Here is a 21,590-nt window from a genome sequence, read left to right as displayed (position 1 = left end):
CATGCTTCTCATCCGCTGCCCCTATTGCGAGGAAGAGCGTCCGGAGCTCGAATTCCGCAACGCCGGCGAGGCGCATATTGCGCGTTCCCCAAACATCGCCGGCGAGAGCGACGACGATTTCGAAAAGTTCTTCTTCATCCGCTCAAATCCCAAGGGCATCATCTATGAGCGCTGGCGGCACATGCACGGCTGCGCGCGGTTCTTCAACGCCGTGCGCGACACCGTCAGCGACAGGTTCCTGATGACCTACAAGGCCGGCGAGCCGAAGCCCGTAAAGCTGCCGGGAGGCACCAAATGAGCGCGACATTCCGCATTGCCGGCGCCGGACGGCTCAAACAGGCAAAGATAGCTGGCTTCAGCTTCGATGGCCGTCCCTATACCGGTATCGAGGGCGACACGCTGGCCTCGGCGCTGCTTGCCAATGGCGTCCATCTTGTCGGCCGGTCGTTCAAGTACCACCGGCCGCGCGGCTTTCTGTCGGCCGGCGCCGAAGAGCCGAACGCGCTGGTCGAGATCAAACGCGACGCGGCACGCAAGACGCCGAACGTCCGAGCTACGGTGCAGGAGCTCTATGACGGGCTGACCGCGCAGTCACAGAACCGCTGGCCGTCGCTCGCCTTCGACATCGGCGCGGTCAGCAGTATTGCCTCGCCGATGCTTTCGGCCGGCTTCTACTACAAGACGTTCATGTGGCCGAAGACTGCGTGGAAAAACCTCTACGAACCAAAGATTAGGGCCGCCGCCGGCCTTGGCGTCGCTCCCGACCAGCCGGACCCCGACCATTATTCGGCGCGCTTCGCCCACTGCGATGTGCTGGTGCTGGGCGGCGGTGCCGCGGGTATCGCCGCGGCATTGGCCGCGGCTGAAACCGGGGCGCTTGTCATCCTTGCCGACGAGCAGGCGGAATTCGGCGGCAGCCTTCATTTCGAGAGCGGCGCCAGGATCGATGGCCAGGATGGTTTTGCCTGGGCGCAGTCCGCCGTCGCCAAGTTGAAGTCGATGGACAATGTGCGCGTGCTGCCGCGCACCACGGCGTTCGGCTATTACGCGCAGAATTTCGTCGGGCTGGTCGAGCGCGTCAGCGACCATCTGCAGAACCCCGGCCGCGACGTGCCGCGCGAGCGGCTGTGGCAGGTTCGCGCCAAACGCGTGGTGCTGGCGACCGGCGCCATCGAGCGCCACATGGTGTTTGCCGACAACGACCGCCCCGGCATCATGCTGGCGTCGGCGGCGCGCACCTATCTCAACCATTACGGCGTCGCCGTCGGCAGGAATGTCGGCGTCTATACGGCGAACGATTCCGCCTACGCGGCGGCGATCGACCTGAAAAAGGCCGGCATCAACGTGGCGGCGATCGTCGATCTGCGCGACAACCCGACCGGGCCGGTGATCGACGAGGCGAGGGCGCTCGGCATCGAGGTCAATTTCGGTCGCGCGGTGATCCGGGCCGGCGGCAAATTGCGGGTGTCGTCGATGACCGTGCAGCCGAAGAACGGCGGCGGCGAGCGCACCATTCCGGTGGACGCGATCCTGATGTCGGCCGGCTGGACGCCGTCGGTGCACCTGTTCTCGCAATCACGCGGCAAGGTCGCCTTCAACGACGAGACCAAGCGCTTTGTGCCCGGAATTTATGCGCAGGACTGCGTCTCGGTCGGCGCCTGCAACGGCACCGACGGGCTGTCGGCCACCATCGACGAAGCTTACGCCGCCGGCGCCAAGGCGGCCAAAGATGCCGGCGGCAAGCCGGCCAAGGGCACCAAGCCGAAGGTCGACGCCGGCGAAAGCTGGTCGCGCGGCATGCTGGGTGCAGCACCCGGTGCCGGCGCCGACACGACGGTGAAGGCGTTCGTCGACTTCCAGAACGACGTCACCGCCAAGGACATCCGCCAGGCAGTGCATGAGGGCATGCGCTCGATCGAGCACGTCAAGCGCTTCACCACCAATGGCATGGCGACCGACCAGGGCAAGACCTCCAACATGCACGGCCTGGCGATTGCCGCCGAGACGTTGGGCAAGCCGATCCCGCAGGTCGGGCTGACGACGTTCCGCGCGCCGTATACGCCGGTGACATTCGGCTCGATCGTCGGGCACGCGCGGGGTCCCCTGTTCGACCCGACCCGCAAGACGGCGATCCATCCCTGGGCCGAGCGCCAGGGCGCTGTATTCGAGGATGTCGGTCAGTGGAAGCGCGCCTGGTATTTCCCGAAGCCGGGCGAGGACATACATGCCGCCGTCGACCGCGAATGTGTCACGGTGCGCAAGACGGCCGGCCTGTTCGACGCCTCGACGCTAGGCAAGATCGAGGTGGTCGGGCCGGATGCGGCCAAATTCATGGAACTGCTCTACACCAATCCATGGGAGAAGCTCGAGCCCGGCCGCTGCCGTTACGGCATCATGCTGCGCGAGGACGGCTTCATCTATGACGACGGTGTCGTCGGCAGGCTTGCACCCGACCGTTTCCATGTGACAACGACGACCGGCGGCGCGCCGCGGGTCATGAACCATATGGAAGACTATCTCCAGACCGAGTTCCCGCATCTCAACGTCTGGCTGACCTCGATTACCGAGCAATGGGCGGTGATTGCCGTGCAGGGACCGAAGTCTCGCGACATCATTGCGCCGCTGGTCGAGGGCATCGACATGTCGGATGAGGCGCTGCCGCATATGTCGGTGCGCGAAGGCCGGATTTGCGGCGTGCCGACCAGGCTGTTTCGCATGTCGTTCAGCGGTGAGCGCGGCTTCGAGGTCAACGTGCCGGCCGACTACGGCGAAGCGGTCTGGGAAGCGTTGTGGGCCCAGGGCCAGAAGCATGGCGCCTGTGCCTATGGCACAGAGTCTATGCATGTGCTGCGCGCCGAAAAGGGCTACATCATCGTCGGCCAGGATACCGACGGCACGGTGACGCCGAACGACGCCGGGCTCGACTGGGCGGTTGGCAAGAAGAAGACCGACTTCGTCGGCATTCGCGGCATGGCGCGGCCGGATCTGGTCGCCAAGGGCCGCAAGCAGCTTGTCGGCCTGAAGACCAGGGATCCCAAGGTGGTGCTGGAGGAGGGCGCGCAGATCGTCGCGGACCCGAAGCAGGCAATCCCGATGAAGATGATTGGCCATGTCACGTCGAGCTACTGGTCGCAAAATTGCGGCCGCTCGATCGCGCTGGGGCTGGTTGCCGGCGGCCGCGATCGCACGGGCGAGACGCTCTATGTGCCGATGCCGAACGGGGTGATCGAGGTGGAGGTCACCGGCATGGTGTTCTTCGACGAGAAGGGGGAGCGCCTCAATGGCTAAGGCCGCCGTGAAAACCACCACCGCCGGACCCTCAGTCGAACGCCGTCCGGCTCTCGCCGGCCAGTCGCTTTCCGCCGCCGGCGTTATACTTGCCGTGCTGCCGCCGGCCGAGCGCATATCGCTGCGCGCGCCGGAAGGCTCGATTGCGGCACTTTCGAAAGCGCTCGGTGTCGTCCTGCCGCAAAGGCCGAAGACCTCGGCGGCAAAGGCCGGACGCACGGCCTTGTGGCTCGGGCCGGACGAATGGCTGGTCATCGACGAGAACGGAAAAGATCCGCTCGCCGACTGCGCCAGCATTTCCGTACTGCGTTCGGCGGTCGGCATCTCGCACCGCAACGTCGCCATATCGGTTATCGGTCCGGCTGCCGCGGCGACGATCAATGCCGGCTGCCCGCAGGATCTGTCGCTCGACGCCTTTCCGGTCGGGGCGGCGTCGCGTAGCATTCTCGGCAAGGTCGAAATTGTGCTGTTGCGCACGGCGGCCGACGCGTTCCGCGTCGAATGCTGGCGTTCCTTTTCCGATTATGTCTTTACTTTTCTGTCCGAGGCAGCGCGCGACGCGGCAGCATAGGCATGTTCGCCGCGCCTGACCGTTCTGCGACAGCGAGCCGAGGGAGAATGCAAATGCCGCCGAACTCCGCGCCGAAGTCGCCGGTCAAGACGCCGGCCGTGCGCTCTTTTGAAGACGAGCAGCGCACTGGGACGGATATCGAAGAGGAACTCGAGGAAGGCCTCGAGGATACATTCCCGGCCAGCGATCCGGTGTCGATCACCGGAACGGCCATTCCCGGCGCACCGGCCAGACCCGGCAAGCGTAAGAACGTGGCGGGACAGAAGCGTAAGAAGTGATCTGCACGCCGCGATAAAGCAGGGCTGAAGCAGACAAGATCGGCGGCCGGAAATTCCTGCCGCCCTTTCGGTTCATCACCGCGTATTGTCGCCGGGCCGGCTCAGAAGCTGCTTGGCACGATCCACGGGTCGATGCCGATGCCGAGCCTCGGGCCCTTGCTGCCGCCCTTGTGTGTCGGGGCATCGGCGTTTTCAAGCGATCCGGTCGGCGCGCAATCGAGCTTCACATCGGCCTTGGTGTCGATGCAGGCCGCTTCTTGCTTGGCTGGCTGACTGCTGCCGGCAAATGCGGCGCCAGAGAGCGCCAGCAGGGCGGCGAGCATGAGGATTGCCTTCTTCATCGTCGGTCTCCGGTTCAGCTATTGAATTTCTCGTACATGTACGGAACTGCGTACAGATACGCTCTGGACTCCCGGTGTTCAAGCAAAATCATACGCGTACGGAGAATTGCCGAACGCTCGGCGCCGCAGCGCAGATCGTTCGGAGAAGATCCTGCAGATCGGGAGGAGCGTCGCTCTTCAGCAGTTGACCGACGGCGTCAGCGGCGCAATCTCGTGCGCGGCGATGGCTTCGAGCATGATGTCGCCGATCCGTGTGATGAACGTCGTCTGGTCGCCGAACGGGTAGAACGGGAAGGTGATCAGCAACGAGATGGCGCCGTGGCCGACCGCCCACAGCATGGTGGCGATGGCGCGTGGATCGCCTTTGAGCCTGCCGGCGGCAACGCAGGCTTCGACCCTCGCGATCAGCACTTTCATCGCCGGGTTGCCGCTCTCCATTTCGGCGAAGGTCTTTCCGGCTGGCGGCCTGACTTTTTCGGTCATGAAGACGGTGCGGTATTCGTTGGGATTTTCCAGCCCAAAGGCGGCGTATTCGACAAGCACCGCCTTGAGCGCCTCGATCGGGTCGTCGGCCGTATGATTTGCGATGCGCCTGGCCAAGGTCTCGAAGGCATCCTCGGCCAGCGCGAACAGGATGTCCTGCTTGTCGGCGAAATAGGAATAGACCGACATCGGCGCATAGCCAACGCGCTCTGCGAGCTTGCGGATGGTGAGGCCGTCATAGCCTTCTTCCTGGACAAGCTTGTGCGCGGCGTCGACAAGTTCGGAACGCAGTTCGGCCTTTTGTTTTTCGCGGCGCTCCTGGACGCTTAGCTGCAACTTTCTACTGCCTTATGACTGATGGCTGGATGCAGCATATATACGCTGTACGGCGTCGGGCAAGGGTGGCACGAAGCAGAAGCTTGACTGCCCATGTAACCCGGCAATAAGGCCGGCAACATCGGACTGTTACAGACCAAGACTAATTCGCGGCTCTGCAAGAATTTCGTTTCGGGAGGCCGTTATGACCGGAACTGAGCTTTCGTCCGGCGTGCCGGACGTGGACCCGCTTTCCCATCGCGCCAGGATGGCGCTCAGGCGCGTCGTCATGGTCGCATGGCTGGCGATCGCGCTCGGCTTCGCCATGGAAGCTCTCATTCTGACCGTCAGATTTGCGGCAGGTGCCTACCCCGCGACGACGCAGGTTCTGATCGAACTGGCGCAAGGCGTGACCTGGTCGTTCTTCGTCTGCGCCGGCGTCAGCCTCGGCACGGCACTCACCAAGGTGCGAGCCTCGCTCGGCGGCTTGATCAGCGCGATTTCAGCGCCACTGGCGATGGGCATCGCCAAAGGGACGCAAAAGGTTATGGTCAGCGCGCTGGACGCGGCGGCAAAGCCGGCCATCCTGTCGCTCACGACCCTGGGTGTGCTGCGGGCGATCGAATACGGGCTGCTCGGCTGGATACTGGCGTCGCTGGCATCGAAGGAAGAACCCCGTCCGCTCCATTTCGCGCTGGCAGGCGCCCTGATAGGCGCGGTATTCGGCGGCGGCATCACGGTGCTGACCATCGAGACGGCCGCGGCAAATGACGCTGCTCTCGCATTGCCACAGGCGATCGCAACCGGCCTCAACGAGATCGTGTTTCCAATCGGTTGCTCACTGGTCGTCTACATTGCGCTGCAGGTCAGCCGCCATATGAAGTATGTCGCGGCCGAAGCCAAACAGATTTAGGTCCCCGGGCGTTGGATGCCTCAAACCGCTTCCGGTTGGCGTTCGATCAGCGTCAGCGTCAGCCAGCGCGCGGTCAGCGCCGGTTTTTTCGAGCCCTCGATCTCGATCGTCACGTCGTGCGCCGTCTGCACCCAGCCGGACGGCCTGACCTTGACGTCAGCCAGCACGAAACGGGTGCGGATGCGCGAGCCGGTCTTCACCGGCGCCAGGAAGCGCAGCGAATCGAAGCCATGATTGACGCCCATCTTGCTGTTTTCCAGCGGCGGCATGGTTTCGAAGGTCATCGCCGACAACAGCGAAAGCGACAGGAAGCCATGCGCGATGGTGCCGCCGAACGGCGTTTCGCGGCTGGCGCGTTCCGGATCGCAATGGATGAACTGATGGTCGTCGGTGGCATCGGCGAACTGGTCGATCATGCGCTGGGTGACGACCCGCCATGGCGACACGCCGACCTCCTTGCCGACGTTGGCCAGAAGCACATCGAGACTGATCGGTTCCACGCTGATGTCCTCCATCTTCACCCCCGGCATTTCACTCGCCGGATGGCGTGCGTCTCATTCCTTGAATAATGTCAGCCCGTGTTGCACCGACTGCCCGCCATCGATCGACAGGATGGCGCCGGTGACATAGCTGCCGGCACGGCTGCACAAATAGAGCGTTGCGCCGGCAATGTCATCCGGTGCGCCGATGCGGCCGATCGGAACATGATTGCCGACATGTCTTGCCTGGTCTTCGGTGCCGGTGGCGAAGGCCGTCATCCGGCTCCGGAAAGGGCCAGGCGCAAAGGCGTTGACGGTGATGCGGCGGGCGGCGAATTCGATCGCCAGGATGCGCGTCAGGTGGTGAACCGCGGCCTTCGAGGCCGAGTAGGAGTAGGCATCTTCGGCCAAAGGCTGCGTGCCCATCACCGATCCGAGGTTGATCACCCGGGCCGGGTCGGCATCGCTGGCGGCGGCCTCGAGCAGTGGCAGCAACTCGCGCGTCAGGTGGAAGACCGCGGTCACATTGACGCCGAACACCTTGGCCCAGGCATGGTAGGGAAAGCTTTCCAGCGGCGCCCCCCAGGAGATGCCGGCATTGTTGACCAGGATATGCAGCCGCTCGGTCCGCGCCCTGACCTCGGCCACAAGCGCCGCAATGCCGGCCTCGCTGGAGACGTCGCCGGCAAAACCTTCCGCCCTGCCGGGCGCGCCAAGGCCGTTCAACTCGCCGGCTACCCCGACGCAATCCTCGCCCTTGCGCGAGGCGATCATCACGGTGGCGCCGGCCTTGACCAGAGCGGTCGCCGCCATGCGCCCGATGCCGGTCGCGGCGCCGGTGACCAGCGCCGTCTTGCCGGCGACTGAGAACAGCTCGTCCAGATAGCTCATCGATTTCCTCCGCGCAGTTCACCGCTGTTTGACTGATGGTTCAAGGAGCGGCTTCGCATCGACAAGGCTAGCCGAACTACGATTATCCTTGCCACGCCAAAAGTATCCGGACTGCGGCGATGGCACGGTTTGCGGCTGAAATGGTTAAGCCCGAACGGCAAGGCGGTCATTCGGCCGTGACATGGGTCGGATGAATGATGCAGCCGTCCCTCTAAGCGAGCACCTTGGCCCCAGCGGTTCATTTCGCGCGTGAAGCAAGTCGTCATTACTCCTCCGCCAAGCCGCAGGCGGGTCTTGATGACGTGGGACGGTGGTTGAGCGATAGGGCAGGACTGACATTCGTCGTCGTGGACGGGAGCTATGCTTCCCCGGGGGAACTGTGGGTAAGAAACAACGCATCGTCCTGCTGGCAGCTGTTTTGGCGTCTGCCTTTGGCGTTTTGTTGCTGATCCTGATCCTGCAGATGGTCAGTTTTTTGGTTGACTAGGCACGGCCAGGAGCGTGCTTTCCAAAAGCCTGCGCTACCGCAGGCTTTCCAGCTCGCGGATGCGTTTGGCGCCGTCGGCCTCGAGCTGCCTTGTGACGGCGCCGATCAGCGCTTCGGCAACGACGAAAAGGGCGGCGGATGAGTCCCAGGCCGAAGGCACGGCGGTGCGCCCGGCGATGACATGGCGGGCAAAGCGGGCGATCGGCGACAGCCACTGGTCGGTAAACAGCACGATCTGCACGCCGCGCTGGTTGGCGGTCTCGGCAAAGCGGACGAGGCTGTCCTGATAGCGCCGGATGTCGAAGATCACCAGCACGTCGCGCTTGCCCATGTCGATCAGCCGGTCGCGCCAGACGCTTTCCTGGCCGGCGAGATGGAAGACGTTGGGTTTGATGATAGCAAGGTGGGCCGCCATATAGCGCGCCAGCGGATCGGTGAAGCGGCCGCCGATCAGGAATGTCTTGCCGCGCCGGTCGGCCAGCTTGGCGACGATGTCGGCAAGCTGCTTGTCCGAGAGATGCCGGAATGTCTCGCGCATATTGTCGAGCGTTGCCTCCAGCATCGGCGAGACGGCGCTGGCGCCCTGCGATGGCGGATTGAGCGCGCGCGAGGCCGGCGACTGCAATTGCGCCGCCAGCTCGTCTTGCAGCGTCGACTGGAATTCCGGATAGTTCTGGAAGCCGAGCCGGGCGACGAAACGCAGGATCGTCGGCGACGACACGCCGGCGGCAGCCGAGAATTCGGCGACCGTCTTCAGCCCGATTAGCGGATAGCTGGCGATCAGTGTTTGTGCAGCGCGCCGCTCGCCGGCCGGCATGGCGCCGATGCGGTCGGAGATCAGTTCGGCAATGCTGGAAACCATGTTTTTCCCCACCCTGGCCGTGCCGTTACCGCATTATCGAAATCGCGTTTGACAAAGCCGGCCAAACTGTATGAAATCATCCGCAGGGACGCAATGAGGCAAAATACGTAACATACGATACAGCGCTCCCCGGGGACAGCAGACAATGGAGACAGCACGGCCCGCCAGCCTTGCATCGCCTGAAACCGTAAGGGTGACGAACCCTGGCGGATCGAGCCCTTTCGTGCTGACCTGCGACCACGCCTCAAACTTCCTGCCACCGGAATTCGGAACGCTCGGCCTTGCCGCCGAGGATCTTTCCCGCCACATCGCCTGGGATCCCGGCGCCTTGCCGGTGGCGCGCCGCATGGCCGAGGCACTGGATGCGACGCTGGTCGAGACCTGCATCTCGCGGCTCGTTATCGACTGCAACCGGCCGCTCGACGCGCCGGACCTGATAGTGACGGTCAGCGCCAGCGAAAAAACCGTGGTCCCGGCCAACCAGGGACTTTCGGCCGACCAGCGGGAGGCGCGCATCGCGCTGGCTTGGCGACCGTTTCACGAGCGGATCGCAACGATCATCGACGAGCGCCTGGCGTCCGGGCGGGAGACCAGGCTGGTCTCGATCCATTCCTTCACGCCGCTCTACAAAGGCAAAAGCCGGCCGTGGCACATCGGCATCATCCATGACGAGGACCGCCGGCTGGCGGCGCCGCTGATCGCGGCGCTACAGCAGCTTGCCGGCGTCACCGTCGGCGTCAACGAACCCTATTCGCCGGCCGACCGGGTCTATTTCACGCTGGAGCGCCATGCGCGCTCCCGCGGTCTGCCTTGCGCGATGATCGAAGTCCGCAACGACGAGATCGCCGGCGCAGCCGGGCAGCGGAAATGGGCGGATCTGCTCGCGAGTATTTTTCTCAATCTGGAGCCCGAGGCGGCCAAGGCCTCCAGACCAAGCGCAGTCGGAAAGTCAGTTCAATCGGCCAGCTAAGAAACCAAAAGGGGACTAAAAATGGCAGCATCGGGCTACACTGAAGTTGACAAGGCGGAGGACGTAAAGGTCCTCCACAATATGGGCTATGCCCAGGAACTGGAGCGGCGCCTCAGTCGCTTTTCAAATTTCGCGGTCTCCTTTTCGATCATCTGCATCCTGTCCGGCGGCATCAACTCGCTGGCGCAGGCAACCTCCGGCTCCGGCGGCATCGGCATCGGCATTGGCTGGCTGGTCGGCTGTTTCGTTTCGCTGACCTTCGCTGTAGCGATGTCGCAGATCAGCTCGGCCTATCCGACCGCCGGCGGCCTCTATCATTGGGGCTCGATCCTCGGCAATCGCGGCACCGGCTGGGTGACGGCCTGGCTCAACCTGCTCGGGCTGATCACCGTGCTCGGCGCCATCAATGTCGGCACCTGGACGTTTTTCCTCGGCGCCTTCGGACCGGCGCTCGGCATCGAGGGTACGCTGACCAACCAGATGATCTTCCTGGTCATCATCACGGGCGCCCAGGCACTGATCAACCACCTCGGCATCAAGCTGACGGCCAAGCTGACCGACTTCTCGGGCTATCTGATCTTCTTCGGCTCGATCCTCATCGCCGTCGTCTGCCTGATCTCGGCCGAAACCTGGGATTTCAGCCGGCTGTTCACCTTCCACAATTATTCCGGCGATGCCGGCGCCGGTGTGTGGCCGTCGGTATCCAATGCCTGGGTGTTCGCGCTTGGCCTGCTGCTGCCGATCTATACGATCACCGGCTACGATGCGTCGGCGCATACTTCCGAGGAGACCATCAAGGCGGCGAGCTCCGTGCCGCGCGCCATGGTCATGTCGGTGATCTGGTCGGCCGTCTTCGGTTATCTGTTCCTCGCAGCCTTCGTGCTGATGATCCCGAACATGGACGATGCGGCCAAGCAGGGCTGGAACGTGTTCTTCTGGGCCTTCGACCAGCGCGTCAGCCCGGGCGTCAAGGAGTTCGTCTACCTCGTCGTCTTCCTGGCACAGCTGCTTTGCGGCCTCGCCACCGTCACCTCCGCTTCGCGTATGATCTTCGCCTTCTCGCGGGACGGCGGCCTGCCGGGTTCCTCGGCACTGGCCAAGGTCAGCCCGACCTACCGCACGCCGGTGGCGGCGATCTGGACGGCGTCGATCCTGTCCGTCCTGTTCGTCTGGGGCTCGACGCTGGTTTCAGTCGCAGGCACCTCGGCCTACACCATCGTCGTATCGTGCACCGTCATCTTCCTGTTCCTCTCCTTCACCGTGCCGATCGTGCTCGGCATGCTGGCCTGGGGAACGCCGAAATGGGACAAGATGGGGCCGTGGAATATGGGGCGCGCCATTTTCATGCTGTTCGGCGTGCTTTCGATCCTGTCGATGCTCCTGATCTTCGTCATCGGCATCCAGCCGCCGAACGACTGGGCGCTCTACATCACCGTCGGCTTCTTCATCCTGACGGCGATCGTCTGGTTTGCCTTCGAGCGCAACCGCTTCCAGGGCCCGCCGCTAGGCGACATCATCGCGGCGCGCCAGGCAGCGATCAAGGCTGCGGAACAGGCCGTCGGCGAAACCGGCCACTGAGGCAAGTCCTCCAGCTATGGCCGGCGCTTTACCGGCCATAGCTTCCCACATCTTCAAAGTGGTCTTTTTTACAGGCCCGAAACGACAAGCGCTGGAGTGCCAAAGGAATGGCCGGAAATTTCTCCTTCGATCAGTTGAAGCAAGCGGTCTCCAGCGGAGAGGTCGACACCGTGCTGGCCTGCATCGTCGACATGCAGGGACGGCTTGCGGGAAAGCGGTTCCTGGCCCGGTATTTCGTCGATTCCGCGCATGACGAGACGCATGGCTGCAACTACCTGCTGGCTGCCGACATCGATATGGAACCGGTGCCCGGCTACAAGGCGGCGAGCTGGTCGAAGGGCTATGGCGATTTCGTCATGAAGCCGGACCTTGCGACGCTGCGGCGGATCCCCTGGCTGGAGAAGACAGCGCTGGTGATCTGCGACGTGCTCGACCACCATACCCATGACGACCTGGCGCATTCGCCGCGCGCTATGCTGAAGAAGCAGGTCAAGCGGCTGCAGGAACGTGGCTATATCGGCTATTTCGCATCCGAGCTCGAATTCTATCTGTTCAGCGAAACCTATGATTCCGCCCGCAAGAAGCACTGGCAGGGCCTCGAGACGGCATCACCCTACATCGGCGACTACCAGATCGGCATCACCACCAAGGAAGAAGGCGTCATGCGCCGGCTGCGCAACGAGATGGAGGCGGCCGGCATCCCGATCGAGAATTCGAAGGGCGAGTGGGGGCCAGGCCAGGAAGAGATCAATGTCCGCTACGCCGAGGCGCTCGACATGGCCGACCGCCACGTCATCCTGAAGAACGGCGCCAAGGAAATCGCCGAGTCCGAAGGCAAGGCGATCTCGTTCATGGCCAAGTACAATTACGGGCTCGCCGGCAATTCCAGCCACGTCCATAATTCGCTGTGGAGCGCCGACGGCAAGACGCCATTATTCTACGACAAAAATGCCGAGTGGACGCTGTCGACACTCGGCCAGCAATGGGCGGCCGGCCAGCTCAAATATGCCAAGGAATTCACCTGGTTCCTGGCGCCCTACATCAATTCCTACAAGCGCTTCCAGGCCGGCACCTTTGCGCCGACCAAGATCATGTGGAGCGAGGACAACCGCACCGCCGGCTTCCGTCTTTGCGGCGAGGGCACCAAGGGCATCCGCATGGAATGCCGCATCGGCGGCGCCGACCTCAATCCTTATCTCGCCTTCGCGGCACTGATCGCGGCCGGGCTTGCCGGCATCGATGAAAAGCTTGAACTGCAGAAGCCCTTCGTCGGCGACGCCTACCAGGCCTCGCAGCTGCCTGAAATTCCAAAGACACTGCGCGACGCCACCGCAACGCTGGCGGAATCGAAGATGCTGAGGCACGCGCTCGGCGATGATGTGCTGGAGCATTACATCCACACGGCACACTGGGAACAGTTCGAGTACGACCGCCGGATTACGGACTGGGAACTGCACAGGGGTTTCGAGCGGTATTGAATGGCTGGCAATGTCGGCGCCGCCCGCCCCTCACCTTTACCCTCTCGTGAAGAACGGGGAGAGGGGGTCGCCAGCGCTGGAGCTTGTCCCTTCTCCGTCACTATAGGCGGAAAGGTGCCGGCAGGCGGATGAGGGCGGCGTGACCAACGATAATTATTGTAGAATGCGAGGACCCAAGGCATGACCGAAACGGTCAAGATAAAATCCCCTGTCGACGGTTCGATCTATGCCGAACGGCCTCTGGCGACGGACCAGGCGATCGGTGCCGCAGTTGAGCGCGCCAAGGCGGCGCAGGAGAAGTGGGCGCAGACGCCAGTCGTCGAGCGCGGCAAATACATGCTTGCCATGCTTGAAGCGCTGGTCGCCATGACCGGCGAGATCGTGCCGGAGATCGCCTGGCAGATGGGCAGGCCGGTGCGCTATGGCGGCGAGTTCGGCGGCGTCAGGGAACGCGTTAGCTACATGGTCGAGATCGCCGAGGCGGCCTTGAAGCCGGTCATGGCCTCCAACCCGAAGGACGGCTTTCGCCGTTATGTGAAGAAGGTGCCACTCGGCGTGGTCATGGTGATCGCGCCATGGAACTATCCCTATCTCACCGCCATCAACACCATCGTCCCGGCGCTGATGGCGGGCAGCGCCGTCATCCTCAAGCACGCGGCGCAGACATTGTTGGTCGGCGAACGTTTTCAGCAGGCGTTCGACACAGCAGGCCTGCCCAAGGGCCTGTTCCAGAACCTTGTCATGAACCACGCGCAGACCGAAAGGCTGCTCGGCTCCGGCAAGATCGACCATGTCAACTTCACCGGCTCGGTCGCCGGCGGCCGCGCCATCGAAACGGCGGCCGCGGGCACCTTCATGACGCTCGGCCTCGAACTCGGCGGCAAGGATCCGGCCTATGTGCTGCCGGACGCCAAGATGGACCATGCCGTTGCCAATCTGGTCGACGGCGCCTTCTACAATTCCGGCCAGTGCTGCTGCGGCATCGAACGCGTCTATGTTCACGAGAAGGTCTACGATGAATTCGTCGAGGGCTTCATTGCCGAGACCAGCAACTACGTCGTCGGCAATCCGCTCGACCAGGCGACCACCATGGGACCGATGGCGCAGGCGCGCTTCGCCGACCTGATCCGCGAGCAGAAAGCCGAGGCGTTGCGCAAGGGCGCCAGGGCGCACATCAATATGAAGGTGGCCAACGACAGGCAAGGTTCGCCCTATCTGGCGCCGGAAGTCCTGACCCAGGTCAACCACCAGATGAGCGTCATGCGCGAGGAAAGCTTTGGCCCGATCGTCGGCATCATGAAGGTGCGCAACGACGAGGAGGCGATCGCGCTGATGAACGACAGCCCCTATGGGCTGACGGCTTCGATCTGGACGCGCGACACCGACCACGCGGCGGCGATCGGCGACCGCGTCGAGACCGGCACCGTGTTCATGAACCGCTGCGACTATCTTGACCCGGCGCTGGTCTGGACCGGCGTCAAGGACACCGGCAAGGGCGCGGCACTGTCGGCCATCGGCTACGACAATCTGACCAGGCCGAAATCATACCATCTGCGCGAAGCCATCTGACTTTTCGAAAGACAAAAATGACAAAACTCGTTTCCAAATGGAATTACCCGACGACCGTCCGCTTCGGCGCCGGACGCATCAAGGAGCTGCCGGAGGTGCTGGCGGCGACCGGCATCAAGCGGCCGCTGTTCGTTACCGACCCGGGACTGGCCAAACTGCCGGTGGTGGCTTCGACGCTGAAAATACTGGACGATGCCAAGGTGCCGCATGGCGTGTTTTCCGAGGTCAAGCCGAACCCGGTCGATTCCAACCTGACCGCCGGCATCGCCGTGTTCAAGCAGGGCAAGCATGACGGCGTCATCGCCTTTGGCGGCGGCTCGGCGCTCGACCTCGGCAAGCTGATCGCCTTCCAGGCCGGGCAGACACGCCCGGTCTGGGATTTCGAGGATGTCGGCGACTGGTGGACGCGCGCCGATGCCGATGCGATCGCGCCGATCATCGCGGTGCCGACCACCGCCGGCACCGGCTCGGAGGTCGGTCGCGCCGGCGTCATCACCAATGAGGCGACCCACACCAAAAAGGTCATCTTCCATCCGAAACTCTTGCCGGCGATCGTCATTGCCGATCCGGAGCTGTCGGTGGGCATGCCCGGCTTCATCACCGCCGGCACCGGCATGGATGCGCTTGCCCATTGCCTCGAAGCCTACTGTGCGCCGGGCTATCACCCGATGGCCGACGGCATCGCGGTGGAAGGCATCAGGCTGGTCTTCGAAAACCTGCCGAAAGCCTATGCCAACGGCAAGGATCTAGTCGCCCGCGCCAACATGATGAGCGCGGCCGCCATGGGGGCCGCCGCCTTCCAGAAAGGGCTTGGCGCGATTCATTCGCTGTCGCATCCGATCGGCGCGCTCTACGACACCCACCACGGCATGACCAACGCCGTGTTCATGCCTTATGTGCTGGCCTTCAACCGCGAGGCGATTGAGCCGCGCATAGCCCGGCTTGCCGCCTATTGCGGCATTAAGGGCGGCTTCGACGGTTTTGCGAAGGCGATCATCAAGCTGCGCAAAGAGCTCAAGGTGCCGCATGCGCTGCCCGGCCTGATCAAGGGGCTCGACATGGACAAGAAGCGCAAGGGCCTGATCGCCGACATGGCGGTGGTCGACCCGACCGCCGGCGGCAACCCGGTCAAGCTGACCAAGAAGGCGGCGCTGACGCTGCTCGAAAACGCCATCGCCGGCGCCGTCTGAGACAACTTCCGCATTGGAAATCCACTTTGGAAAAGAGGCGAAGAAAGGGGGAAAGGATGAACGGCAAGGCCGAAACTAGTTAGCCGGAAAAATAGCCGCGTAGCGATTGCTACAGCCGGTTAAAAAGAGTTTACTTTTTCGTACTGCAGGGCATCGCTTTCACAGAGCTTTCATCTGGCTGTCACACGAAAACGATACCGCATCGCAGGCGTCCAACGGCGTCAGTTCAACGGAGAGAACACATGTTCAAATTCACGGGAAAACTGCTTTCCCTTACGGCCGTCGCCCTGATGGCGACCTCTGCCATCTCGTCGGCCCAGTCCATGGATGAACTGGTCGCCGCAGCCAAGGCTGAAGGCCAGCTCACGACCATCGCGCTGCCGCATGACTGGTGCGGCTATGGCGCCGTCATCGACGGCTTCAAGGCGAAGTACCCGGAAATCACCATCAACGAACTCAACCCCGATGCCGGCTCCGGCGACGAGGTCGAGGCGATCAAGGCCAACAAGGACAACAAGGGCCCGCAGGCGCCCGACGTTATCGACGTCGGCCTGTCCTTCGGCCCGACCGCAAAGAAGGATGGCCTGATCCAGGCTTATAAAGTATCAACCTGGGACTCGATCCCGGACAGCGCCAAGGATGCCGAAGGCTTTTGGACCGGCGACTACTACGGCGTGCTTTCGTTTCTGGTGAACAAGGACCTGGTCAAGGAAGCGCCGGCCGACTGGGCCGACCTGCTGAAGCCGGAATTTGCCAATACCGTGGCGCTCGCCGGTGACCCGCGTGCTTCGAACCAGGCCATCCAGGCCGTCTATGCCGCCGGCCTTTCCAGCGGTGCGGCCGCCGGCGAAGCCGCCGGCACGGCTGGTCTCGACTTCTTCAAGAAGCTCAACGCCGCCGGCAATTTCGTGCCGGTCATCGGCAAGCCCGCGACGCTTGCCCAAGGCCAGACGCCAATCCTGGTGACCTGGGATTATAACGCGCTTGCCGGCCGCGATACGCTGAAGGGCAATCCGCCGGTCGACGTCGTCGTGCCGAAGACCGGTGTCGTCGCCGGCGTCTATGTTCAGGCGATCAGCGCCTATGCGCCACACCCGAATGCTGCCAAGCTATGGCTGGAATATCTCTATTCCGACGAAGGCCAGATCGGCTGGCTGAAGGGCTATTGTCACCCGATCCGCTTCAACGACCTCGCCAAGAATGGCAAGCTCCCGGCTGACGTGATGGCCAAGCTGCCGCCGGCCGAGTCCTATGCAGCCGCGGTGTTCCCGACACTCGACGAGCAGGGCAAGGCCAAGGAAGCCATCACCAAGAACTGGGATGCCGTCGTCGGCGCCAACGTCAAGTAAGACTTGAGATCAGCCGGGCGGCTTAGATCGCCGCCCGGCATACCTCCAGGACGGTAGCCGGCGCATGACCGATATCTCGTTGTCCGATCACGCTGTTGCCGGGAAGACCGCGCCTCCTGCCGACGCCCGCAGCATGAGGCTGCCGACACAATGGCTTGGCGTTGCGCCTTTCTTCATCTTCGCCATCATGTTCCTGATCCTGCCCACGCTCTATCTGATGCTGGGCGCATTCCGGAACGATGCCGGCGAATTCACTTTCGAGAACATAGCGGCCTTGGCGCAGCCGTCGATCGTTGCCGCCTACTGGATCTCAATCAAGGTCAGCCTCGCCTCGTCGCTGATCGGTGCTTTCGCGGGGCTTGCCATTGCCATCGCCATCGTGCGCGGCGGGCTGCCGGAGTGGATACGCTCGGCGACACTGACATTCTCCGGCGTGGCCTCCAATTTTGCCGGCGTGCCGCTGGCCTTCGCCTTTCTCGCGACGCTCGGCCGGCTCGGGCTCGCCACGGTGCTGCTCAACGTATTGGTCGGCTTCAACATTTATGCCCATGGTTTCAACATTCTGTCGTTCTGGGGCCTGACACTGACCTATGTCTATTTCCAGATCCCGCTGATGGTGGTGATCATCGTGCCAGCGATCGACGGGCTGAAGAAGGAATGGGGCGAAGCGGCGGCAACGCTTGGCGCGACCCAGGCGCAGTTCTGGCGTATGGTCGTCATTCCGGTGATCTGGCCAAGCTTCCTCGGCACCGTCATCCTCTTGTTCGCCAACGCCTTCGGTGCCATCGCCACCGCTTACGCTCTGACCGGCTCCTCGCTTAACATCGTCCCTATCCTGCTCTACGCGCAGATCCGCGGGGACGTGCTGCACAATGCCCATCTCGGCTATGCCATTGCCTTCGGTATGATCGTCATCACCGGGCTTGCCAATGTCTTCTACATCTGGTTCCGGACGCGCTCGGAAAGGTGGCTTAAATGAAGAGCGGACGTTTCTGGGCCTGGGTCGTCTTCGCGCTGGGCGCTGCCTACTTCTTCATTCCGCTTATCGCGACCGTGGAATTTTCCATGCGCATGCGGCGCGGCGCCTATTCCTTCGATGCGTACAAAGTCGTGTTTGGCGACCCCCGTTTCCAGGCGACCTTCGGCTATTCCGTACTCGCTGCTGTTTTCACCATCATTCTCGGCGTGCTGATCGTGGTGCCTACCGCTTATTGGATCCGTCTGCGGATGCCGCAGCTCAGGCCCGTCGTCGAGTTCATCACGCTGCTGCCGCTGGTCATTCCCGCCATCGTCATCGTCTTCGGCTACATTAGAATGTACGGGTCGAACTCACCGCTGCCGTTCCTGGGCAGCGAGACAGGAGCCAATGCCTTGCTGGTCATCGGGTATGCGACGCTGGCGCTGCCCTATATGTATCGCGCCGTCGACACCGGACTTCGCACGATCGACGTGCGGACACTGACCGAGGCGGCGCAGATTCTCGGCGCCGGCTGGGGCACGATCATCACCCGGGTCATCCTGCCCAATGTGCTGATCGCGGTGCTGTCGGGCGCCTTCCTGACCTTCGCCATCGTGATAGGCGAATTCACCATGGCCAGCCTGCTCAACCGGCCTGCCTTCGGACCCTATCTGCAGAACGTCGGCGCCAACCGGGCCTACGAGCCGGCGGCGCTTGCCATCATCGCCTTCGCCATCACCTGGGGCTGCATGTCGCTGATCCAGATCCTGTCGCGTTTCGCGCCGCGATCGGCGAACCGGCCGAACTGACCCGAAAGAAGAAAGCCATGGCCGAGCCATTCCTCTCAATCCAGCATGTGCGAAAATCCTTCGGCCCCATCACCGTGGTGCAGGATTTCAACCTCGACGTCGAGCCGGGCGAATTCGTCTCTTTCCTTGGGCCATCGGGCTGCGGCAAGACGACGGTGCTGCGCATGGTCGCTGGTTTCGAAGAGCCGTCCGCCGGCAAGATCGTCGTGGCCGGCAAGGACATCACCCGGCTGAAGCCCAATCAGCGCAATGTCGGCATGGTGTTCCAGGCCTATGCGCTGTTTCCGAACCTCACCGTGGCGCAGAATATCGGCTTCGGGCTGAAGGTCGCCGGCATGCCAAAGGCCGATGCCGACAGGCGCATTGCCGAAATGCTCGATATCATCAAGCTGCCGCAGATGGGCGACCGCTATCCCTACCAGCTTTCCGGCGGCCAGCAGCAGCGCATCGCGCTGGCGCGGGCAATTGCGCCGAAGCCGAAGCTGTTGCTGCTCGATGAGCCGCTATCGGCGCTCGACGCGAAGGTGCGCGTGTCGCTGCGCGAGGAAATCCGCTCGATCCAGAAGAAGCTCGGCATCACCACCATCTTCGTCACCCACGACCAAGAAGAGGCGCTGTCGATCTCCGACCGCATTGCCGTCATGTATGGCGGCAAGGCCGAGCAAGTAGGCACGCCGTTCGAGATCTACAACCGGCCGGCAACCAAATTCGTTGCCAATTTCGTCGGCACGCTGAACGTGCTTGAAGGCACGGTCACCGACGCGGCTTCGGGCAAGGTGCGCGTCAATTCGCAAGAGGTTTCGCTCAAGGGCAAGCTCAACGGCTCGAAACCCGGCGACACGCTGTCGTTGGCACTGCGTCCGGAAGCGATTTCGCTCGGCCGCCACCCCGGCCGCGACTCCAGCCTTTCGGGCGAAATCGCCGAGGTGCATTTCCTCGGCTCGGTCATCCGGGTGCGCGTCGGTATCGGCGGCAGCACGGTCTCGCTCGACACGTTCAACAGCCCGGCCACGCCGCCGCCAGCCGTCGGCGAAAAGGCCGAGATTTCGTTCTCGTCGGGCGACATGCTGGTGCTGCATTAGAGGAAGAGGGAATAGTGAATGGTGAGCAAGCGCTTTACGCGCCGAAATTCCTCTGCACGCAGCCATTCACCATTCACGAGCAGCCAAAGCCGTTGCCGTTTTTGCAGTGCCAATCGCCCGGCTTCACCGCTACGATAAGGCATGGCGCTTTTTGAACTCACCCTTGTCCTGCTTCTCATCGCGGTCGTCCTGACCGCGCTGTCGCGGCGTCTGCAGATTCCCTATCCTTCATTGTTGGCGCTGGCCGGCGCTGGCATCGCCTTCCTGCCGTTTGCCCCGACCATCGAGATCGACCCGGAGCTGGCGCTCGCTCTGTTCATCGCGCCGGTTCTGCTCGACGCGGCCTACGACACGTCGCTGCGCGATCTCAACCGCTACAAGGTTTCGCTCATCCTGCTGGCGCTTGGCGCCGTCATCTTCACCACGGTGGCGGTCGCTCTGGTGGGCTGGACGATGGCAGGCCTGCCCGTCGCCGCCGCCATAGCGCTTGGCGCGATTGTGGCGCCGCCCGATGCGGTGGCAGCGGCGGCCGTGCTCGGGCAGTTCAAGGTACCGCACCGCATCACCGCCATCCTGGAAGGCGAGAGCCTTCTCAATGACGCGACGGCACTGCTGATCTACCGAATGTCGGTTTCCGCAGCCGCCGGCTCCATCCTATTGAGCAGTGCCATACCAATGATCCTGCTGTCGACGGTCGGCAGCCTTGCCGCAGGCTATGTGCTAGGCCGGTTGTCTCTCGCCATACTCGGCCGTATCGACGATCCGGCGAGCGGCACCGTGGTGCAATTCGCCTCAACCTTTGGCGTCTGGATCCTGGCCGACAGGATAGGGCTGTCCGCCATCATCACGATCGTCGTCTATGCCATGACGATCGCCCGTACATCGCCGCGCCGCATGCCGGCAAGGAATCGTGTCAGCTCCTACTCGGTCTGGGAGACGGCGGTGTTCGTGCTCAACGTCCTGGCCTTCGTCCTGATGGGCCTGCAAGCGCGATCGATTGTCGGTCGACTTGCCGAGCAAGGACAAAGCGAGGCGTTCGTCTTTGCCCTGGCGGTGCTGGCCATTGTCATCGTATCGCGGCTCGTCTGGGTGCTGGGCTGCGGCGCGATCCTCAGAGCGCTGGCACGTCTGGGCGACGAGGACAGGCGGAAGGACGCGCCGACATTTCGCGGCGGCGTGCTTATCGGCTGGTGCGGCATGCGCGGCCTGGTGACGCTTGCGGCAGCCTTCGCCTTGCCGGCCGACTTTCCGGGCCGTGATCCGATCGTGCTCGCCGCTTTCACGGTCGTGCTCGGCACGCTGGTGCTGCAAGGCGTCAGCCTGAAGCCGTTGCTGAGTGTGCTCAATCTCAAGCCCGACCAGACGGTCGACCGGGAGGTGGCGCGGGCGCGCGTCGCCATCATGCAGGCTGCGCTCGACGTGCTCAGCGGCAAGACGTCGAGCGCCGCGGGGGCGGTGCGCGAGCAATATGCCGCCCAGCGCGCCATCGCCGAGAACCCGGAGGATGCCCAGGCGGCGACCGAGTATGACAGGTTGCGTCTTTATGCCATCAAAAGCCAGCGCGATGCACTGGAGCGCCTGCGCATCGACGGAACGATCGGCGACGAGGCCTACCACCGCCTCGAGGAAGAGATCGACTGGTCGGAACTGGCTGCATCCCCGCCCGGGCGGTTCCAGCCACTGACGACTTAGCATCTGG

General features: G+C 63.1%; 20 protein-coding genes. 15 read left to right on the top strand and 5 right to left on the bottom strand.

Annotated elements, in window-relative coordinates; genetic code table 11:
- Position 1 precedes the first annotated feature (1 nt).
- The 4 genes from NKH17_RS04395 to NKH17_RS04380 are packed head-to-tail and all read left to right on the top strand — an operon-like array spanning position 2 to position 4,137.
- Positions 2-298 carry a sarcosine oxidase subunit delta gene (locus NKH17_RS04395; protein WP_352897120.1) on the top strand — a complete coding sequence of 99 codons (297 nt, stop codon included), beginning with the start codon at positions 2-4 and terminating at the stop codon, positions 296-298.
- Entirely contained in the window at positions 295-3,288 is a 2,994-nt protein-coding gene (locus tag NKH17_RS04390) for a sarcosine oxidase subunit alpha (protein ID WP_352897118.1), read from the top strand. Before NKH17_RS04395 ends, NKH17_RS04390 begins: the two co-directional genes overlap by 4 nt.
- On the top strand, positions 3,281-3,859 hold the full coding sequence (locus tag NKH17_RS04385) for a sarcosine oxidase subunit gamma (protein ID WP_352897116.1): 579 nt from the start codon (positions 3,281-3,283) through the stop codon (positions 3,857-3,859). Before NKH17_RS04390 ends, NKH17_RS04385 begins: the two co-directional genes overlap by 8 nt.
- Positions 3,860-3,912: 53 nt before the next feature.
- A complete protein-coding gene (locus tag NKH17_RS04380; protein ID WP_352506379.1) occupies positions 3,913-4,137 on the top strand; it encodes a hypothetical protein in 225 nt (74 codons plus the stop codon).
- 101 nt (positions 4,138-4,238) lie between these two features.
- Here NKH17_RS04380 and NKH17_RS04375 read toward each other — a convergent pair whose 3' ends face one another.
- Positions 4,239-4,460, bottom strand: a complete 222-nt coding sequence (locus tag NKH17_RS04375) for a DUF680 domain-containing protein (protein WP_352897114.1) — start codon at positions 4,458-4,460, stop codon at positions 4,239-4,241.
- A 195-nt stretch (positions 4,461-4,655) separates the two neighbouring features.
- Positions 4,656-5,297, bottom strand: coding sequence for a TetR/AcrR family transcriptional regulator (locus NKH17_RS04370; protein WP_352897112.1), 642 nt, complete (start codon positions 5,295-5,297; stop codon positions 4,656-4,658).
- 184 nt (positions 5,298-5,481) lie between these two features.
- On the opposite strand from NKH17_RS04370, the gene NKH17_RS04365 reads away from it, so the two are divergent.
- On the top strand, positions 5,482-6,189 hold the full coding sequence (locus tag NKH17_RS04365) for a hypothetical protein (protein WP_352896954.1): 708 nt from the start codon (positions 5,482-5,484) through the stop codon (positions 6,187-6,189).
- Positions 6,190-6,209: 20 nt separating this feature from the next.
- Here NKH17_RS04365 and NKH17_RS04360 read toward each other — a convergent pair whose 3' ends face one another.
- From NKH17_RS04360 to NKH17_RS04350, 3 genes are all read right to left on the bottom strand, one after another.
- Positions 6,210-6,704, bottom strand: coding sequence for a MaoC family dehydratase (locus NKH17_RS04360; RefSeq protein ID WP_031211357.1), 495 nt, complete (start codon positions 6,702-6,704; stop codon positions 6,210-6,212).
- 39 nt (positions 6,705-6,743) lie between these two features.
- Positions 6,744-7,559 (bottom strand): SDR family oxidoreductase, encoded by an 816-nt coding sequence (locus NKH17_RS04355; RefSeq protein WP_352897110.1) that lies wholly within the window; start codon positions 7,557-7,559, stop codon positions 6,744-6,746.
- 521 nt (positions 7,560-8,080) lie between these two features.
- Positions 8,081-8,908, bottom strand: coding sequence for a MurR/RpiR family transcriptional regulator (locus NKH17_RS04350; protein WP_352897108.1), 828 nt, complete (start codon positions 8,906-8,908; stop codon positions 8,081-8,083).
- A 145-nt stretch (positions 8,909-9,053) separates the two neighbouring features.
- On the opposite strand from NKH17_RS04350, the gene NKH17_RS04345 reads away from it, so the two are divergent.
- From NKH17_RS04345 to NKH17_RS04300, 10 genes are all read left to right on the top strand, one after another.
- A complete protein-coding gene (locus NKH17_RS04345; RefSeq protein WP_352896952.1) occupies positions 9,054-9,878 on the top strand; it encodes an N-formylglutamate amidohydrolase in 825 nt (274 codons plus the stop codon).
- Between the two features lie 21 nt (positions 9,879-9,899).
- Positions 9,900-11,456, top strand: coding sequence for an amino acid permease (locus NKH17_RS04340; RefSeq protein ID WP_254816891.1), 1,557 nt, complete (start codon positions 9,900-9,902; stop codon positions 11,454-11,456).
- Positions 11,457-11,563: 107 nt separating this feature from the next.
- Positions 11,564-12,934, top strand: coding sequence for a glutamine synthetase family protein (locus NKH17_RS04335; RefSeq protein ID WP_352897105.1), 1,371 nt, complete (start codon positions 11,564-11,566; stop codon positions 12,932-12,934).
- Between the two features lie 180 nt (positions 12,935-13,114).
- Positions 13,115-14,503, top strand: coding sequence for an aldehyde dehydrogenase family protein (locus NKH17_RS04330; RefSeq protein ID WP_352802143.1), 1,389 nt, complete (start codon positions 13,115-13,117; stop codon positions 14,501-14,503).
- Positions 14,504-14,520: 17 nt separating this feature from the next.
- Positions 14,521-15,693 carry an iron-containing alcohol dehydrogenase gene (locus tag NKH17_RS04325; RefSeq protein WP_352478171.1) on the top strand — a complete coding sequence of 391 codons (1,173 nt, stop codon included), beginning with the start codon at positions 14,521-14,523 and terminating at the stop codon, positions 15,691-15,693.
- 242 nt (positions 15,694-15,935) lie between these two features.
- Positions 15,936-17,042, top strand: a complete 1,107-nt coding sequence (locus tag NKH17_RS04320; RefSeq protein WP_254816895.1) for an ABC transporter substrate-binding protein — start codon at positions 15,936-15,938, stop codon at positions 17,040-17,042.
- A 64-nt stretch (positions 17,043-17,106) separates the two neighbouring features.
- Entirely contained in the window at positions 17,107-18,021 is a 915-nt protein-coding gene (locus tag NKH17_RS04315; protein WP_023675356.1) for an ABC transporter permease, read from the top strand.
- Entirely contained in the window at positions 18,018-18,809 is a 792-nt protein-coding gene (locus tag NKH17_RS04310) for an ABC transporter permease (RefSeq protein ID WP_352478173.1), read from the top strand. The genes NKH17_RS04315 and NKH17_RS04310 overlap by 4 nt, the downstream gene beginning before the upstream one ends.
- Before the next feature lie 17 nt (positions 18,810-18,826).
- Positions 18,827-19,891 (top strand): ABC transporter ATP-binding protein, encoded by a 1,065-nt coding sequence (locus tag NKH17_RS04305; protein ID WP_352799902.1) that lies wholly within the window; start codon positions 18,827-18,829, stop codon positions 19,889-19,891.
- A 141-nt stretch (positions 19,892-20,032) separates the two neighbouring features.
- Positions 20,033-21,583, top strand: a complete 1,551-nt coding sequence (locus NKH17_RS04300; RefSeq protein ID WP_352802138.1) for a cation:proton antiporter — start codon at positions 20,033-20,035, stop codon at positions 21,581-21,583.
- The last annotated feature ends 7 nt before the right edge of the window (positions 21,584-21,590 follow it).

Origin of the sequence: Mesorhizobium sp. M1334, assembly GCF_040317995.1 — a bacterium.
Lineage (GTDB): Bacteria > Pseudomonadota > Alphaproteobacteria > Rhizobiales > Rhizobiaceae > Mesorhizobium.
This window is presented reverse-complemented; position numbering and strand designations above follow the sequence as displayed.

What these genes read in the sequence shown, in the direction of transcription:
- NKH17_RS04320 (WP_254816895.1), top strand. Translation starts at nt 15,936, where the DNA reads ATGTTCAAATTCACGGGAAAACTGCTTTCCCTTACGGCCGTCGCCCTG.
- NKH17_RS04365 (WP_352896954.1), top strand. Translation starts at nt 5,482, where the DNA reads ATGACCGGAACTGAGCTTTCGTCCGGCGTGCCGGACGTGGACCCGCTT.
- NKH17_RS04310 (WP_352478173.1), top strand. Translation starts at nt 18,018, where the DNA reads ATGAAGAGCGGACGTTTCTGGGCCTGGGTCGTCTTCGCGCTGGGCGCT.
- NKH17_RS04330 (WP_352802143.1), top strand. Translation starts at nt 13,115, where the DNA reads ATGACCGAAACGGTCAAGATAAAATCCCCTGTCGACGGTTCGATCTAT.
- NKH17_RS04360 (WP_031211357.1), bottom strand. Translation starts at nt 6,704, where the DNA reads ATGGAGGACATCAGCGTGGAACCGATCAGTCTCGATGTGCTTCTGGCC.
- NKH17_RS04300 (WP_352802138.1), top strand. Translation starts at nt 20,033, where the DNA reads ATGGCGCTTTTTGAACTCACCCTTGTCCTGCTTCTCATCGCGGTCGTC.
- NKH17_RS04305 (WP_352799902.1), top strand. Translation starts at nt 18,827, where the DNA reads ATGGCCGAGCCATTCCTCTCAATCCAGCATGTGCGAAAATCCTTCGGC.
- NKH17_RS04315 (WP_023675356.1), top strand. Translation starts at nt 17,107, where the DNA reads ATGACCGATATCTCGTTGTCCGATCACGCTGTTGCCGGGAAGACCGCG.
- NKH17_RS04375 (WP_352897114.1), bottom strand. Translation starts at nt 4,460, where the DNA reads ATGCTCGCCGCCCTGCTGGCGCTCTCTGGCGCCGCATTTGCCGGCAGC.
- NKH17_RS04345 (WP_352896952.1), top strand. Translation starts at nt 9,054, where the DNA reads ATGGAGACAGCACGGCCCGCCAGCCTTGCATCGCCTGAAACCGTAAGG.
- NKH17_RS04350 (WP_352897108.1), bottom strand. Translation starts at nt 8,908, where the DNA reads ATGGTTTCCAGCATTGCCGAACTGATCTCCGACCGCATCGGCGCCATG.
- NKH17_RS04335 (WP_352897105.1), top strand. Translation starts at nt 11,564, where the DNA reads ATGGCCGGAAATTTCTCCTTCGATCAGTTGAAGCAAGCGGTCTCCAGC.
- NKH17_RS04395 (WP_352897120.1), top strand. Translation starts at nt 2, where the DNA reads ATGCTTCTCATCCGCTGCCCCTATTGCGAGGAAGAGCGTCCGGAGCTC.
- NKH17_RS04390 (WP_352897118.1), top strand. Translation starts at nt 295, where the DNA reads ATGAGCGCGACATTCCGCATTGCCGGCGCCGGACGGCTCAAACAGGCA.
- NKH17_RS04385 (WP_352897116.1), top strand. Translation starts at nt 3,281, where the DNA reads ATGGCTAAGGCCGCCGTGAAAACCACCACCGCCGGACCCTCAGTCGAA.
- NKH17_RS04340 (WP_254816891.1), top strand. Translation starts at nt 9,900, where the DNA reads ATGGCAGCATCGGGCTACACTGAAGTTGACAAGGCGGAGGACGTAAAG.
- NKH17_RS04355 (WP_352897110.1), bottom strand. Translation starts at nt 7,559, where the DNA reads ATGAGCTATCTGGACGAGCTGTTCTCAGTCGCCGGCAAGACGGCGCTG.
- NKH17_RS04380 (WP_352506379.1), top strand. Translation starts at nt 3,913, where the DNA reads ATGCCGCCGAACTCCGCGCCGAAGTCGCCGGTCAAGACGCCGGCCGTG.
- NKH17_RS04325 (WP_352478171.1), top strand. Translation starts at nt 14,521, where the DNA reads ATGACAAAACTCGTTTCCAAATGGAATTACCCGACGACCGTCCGCTTC.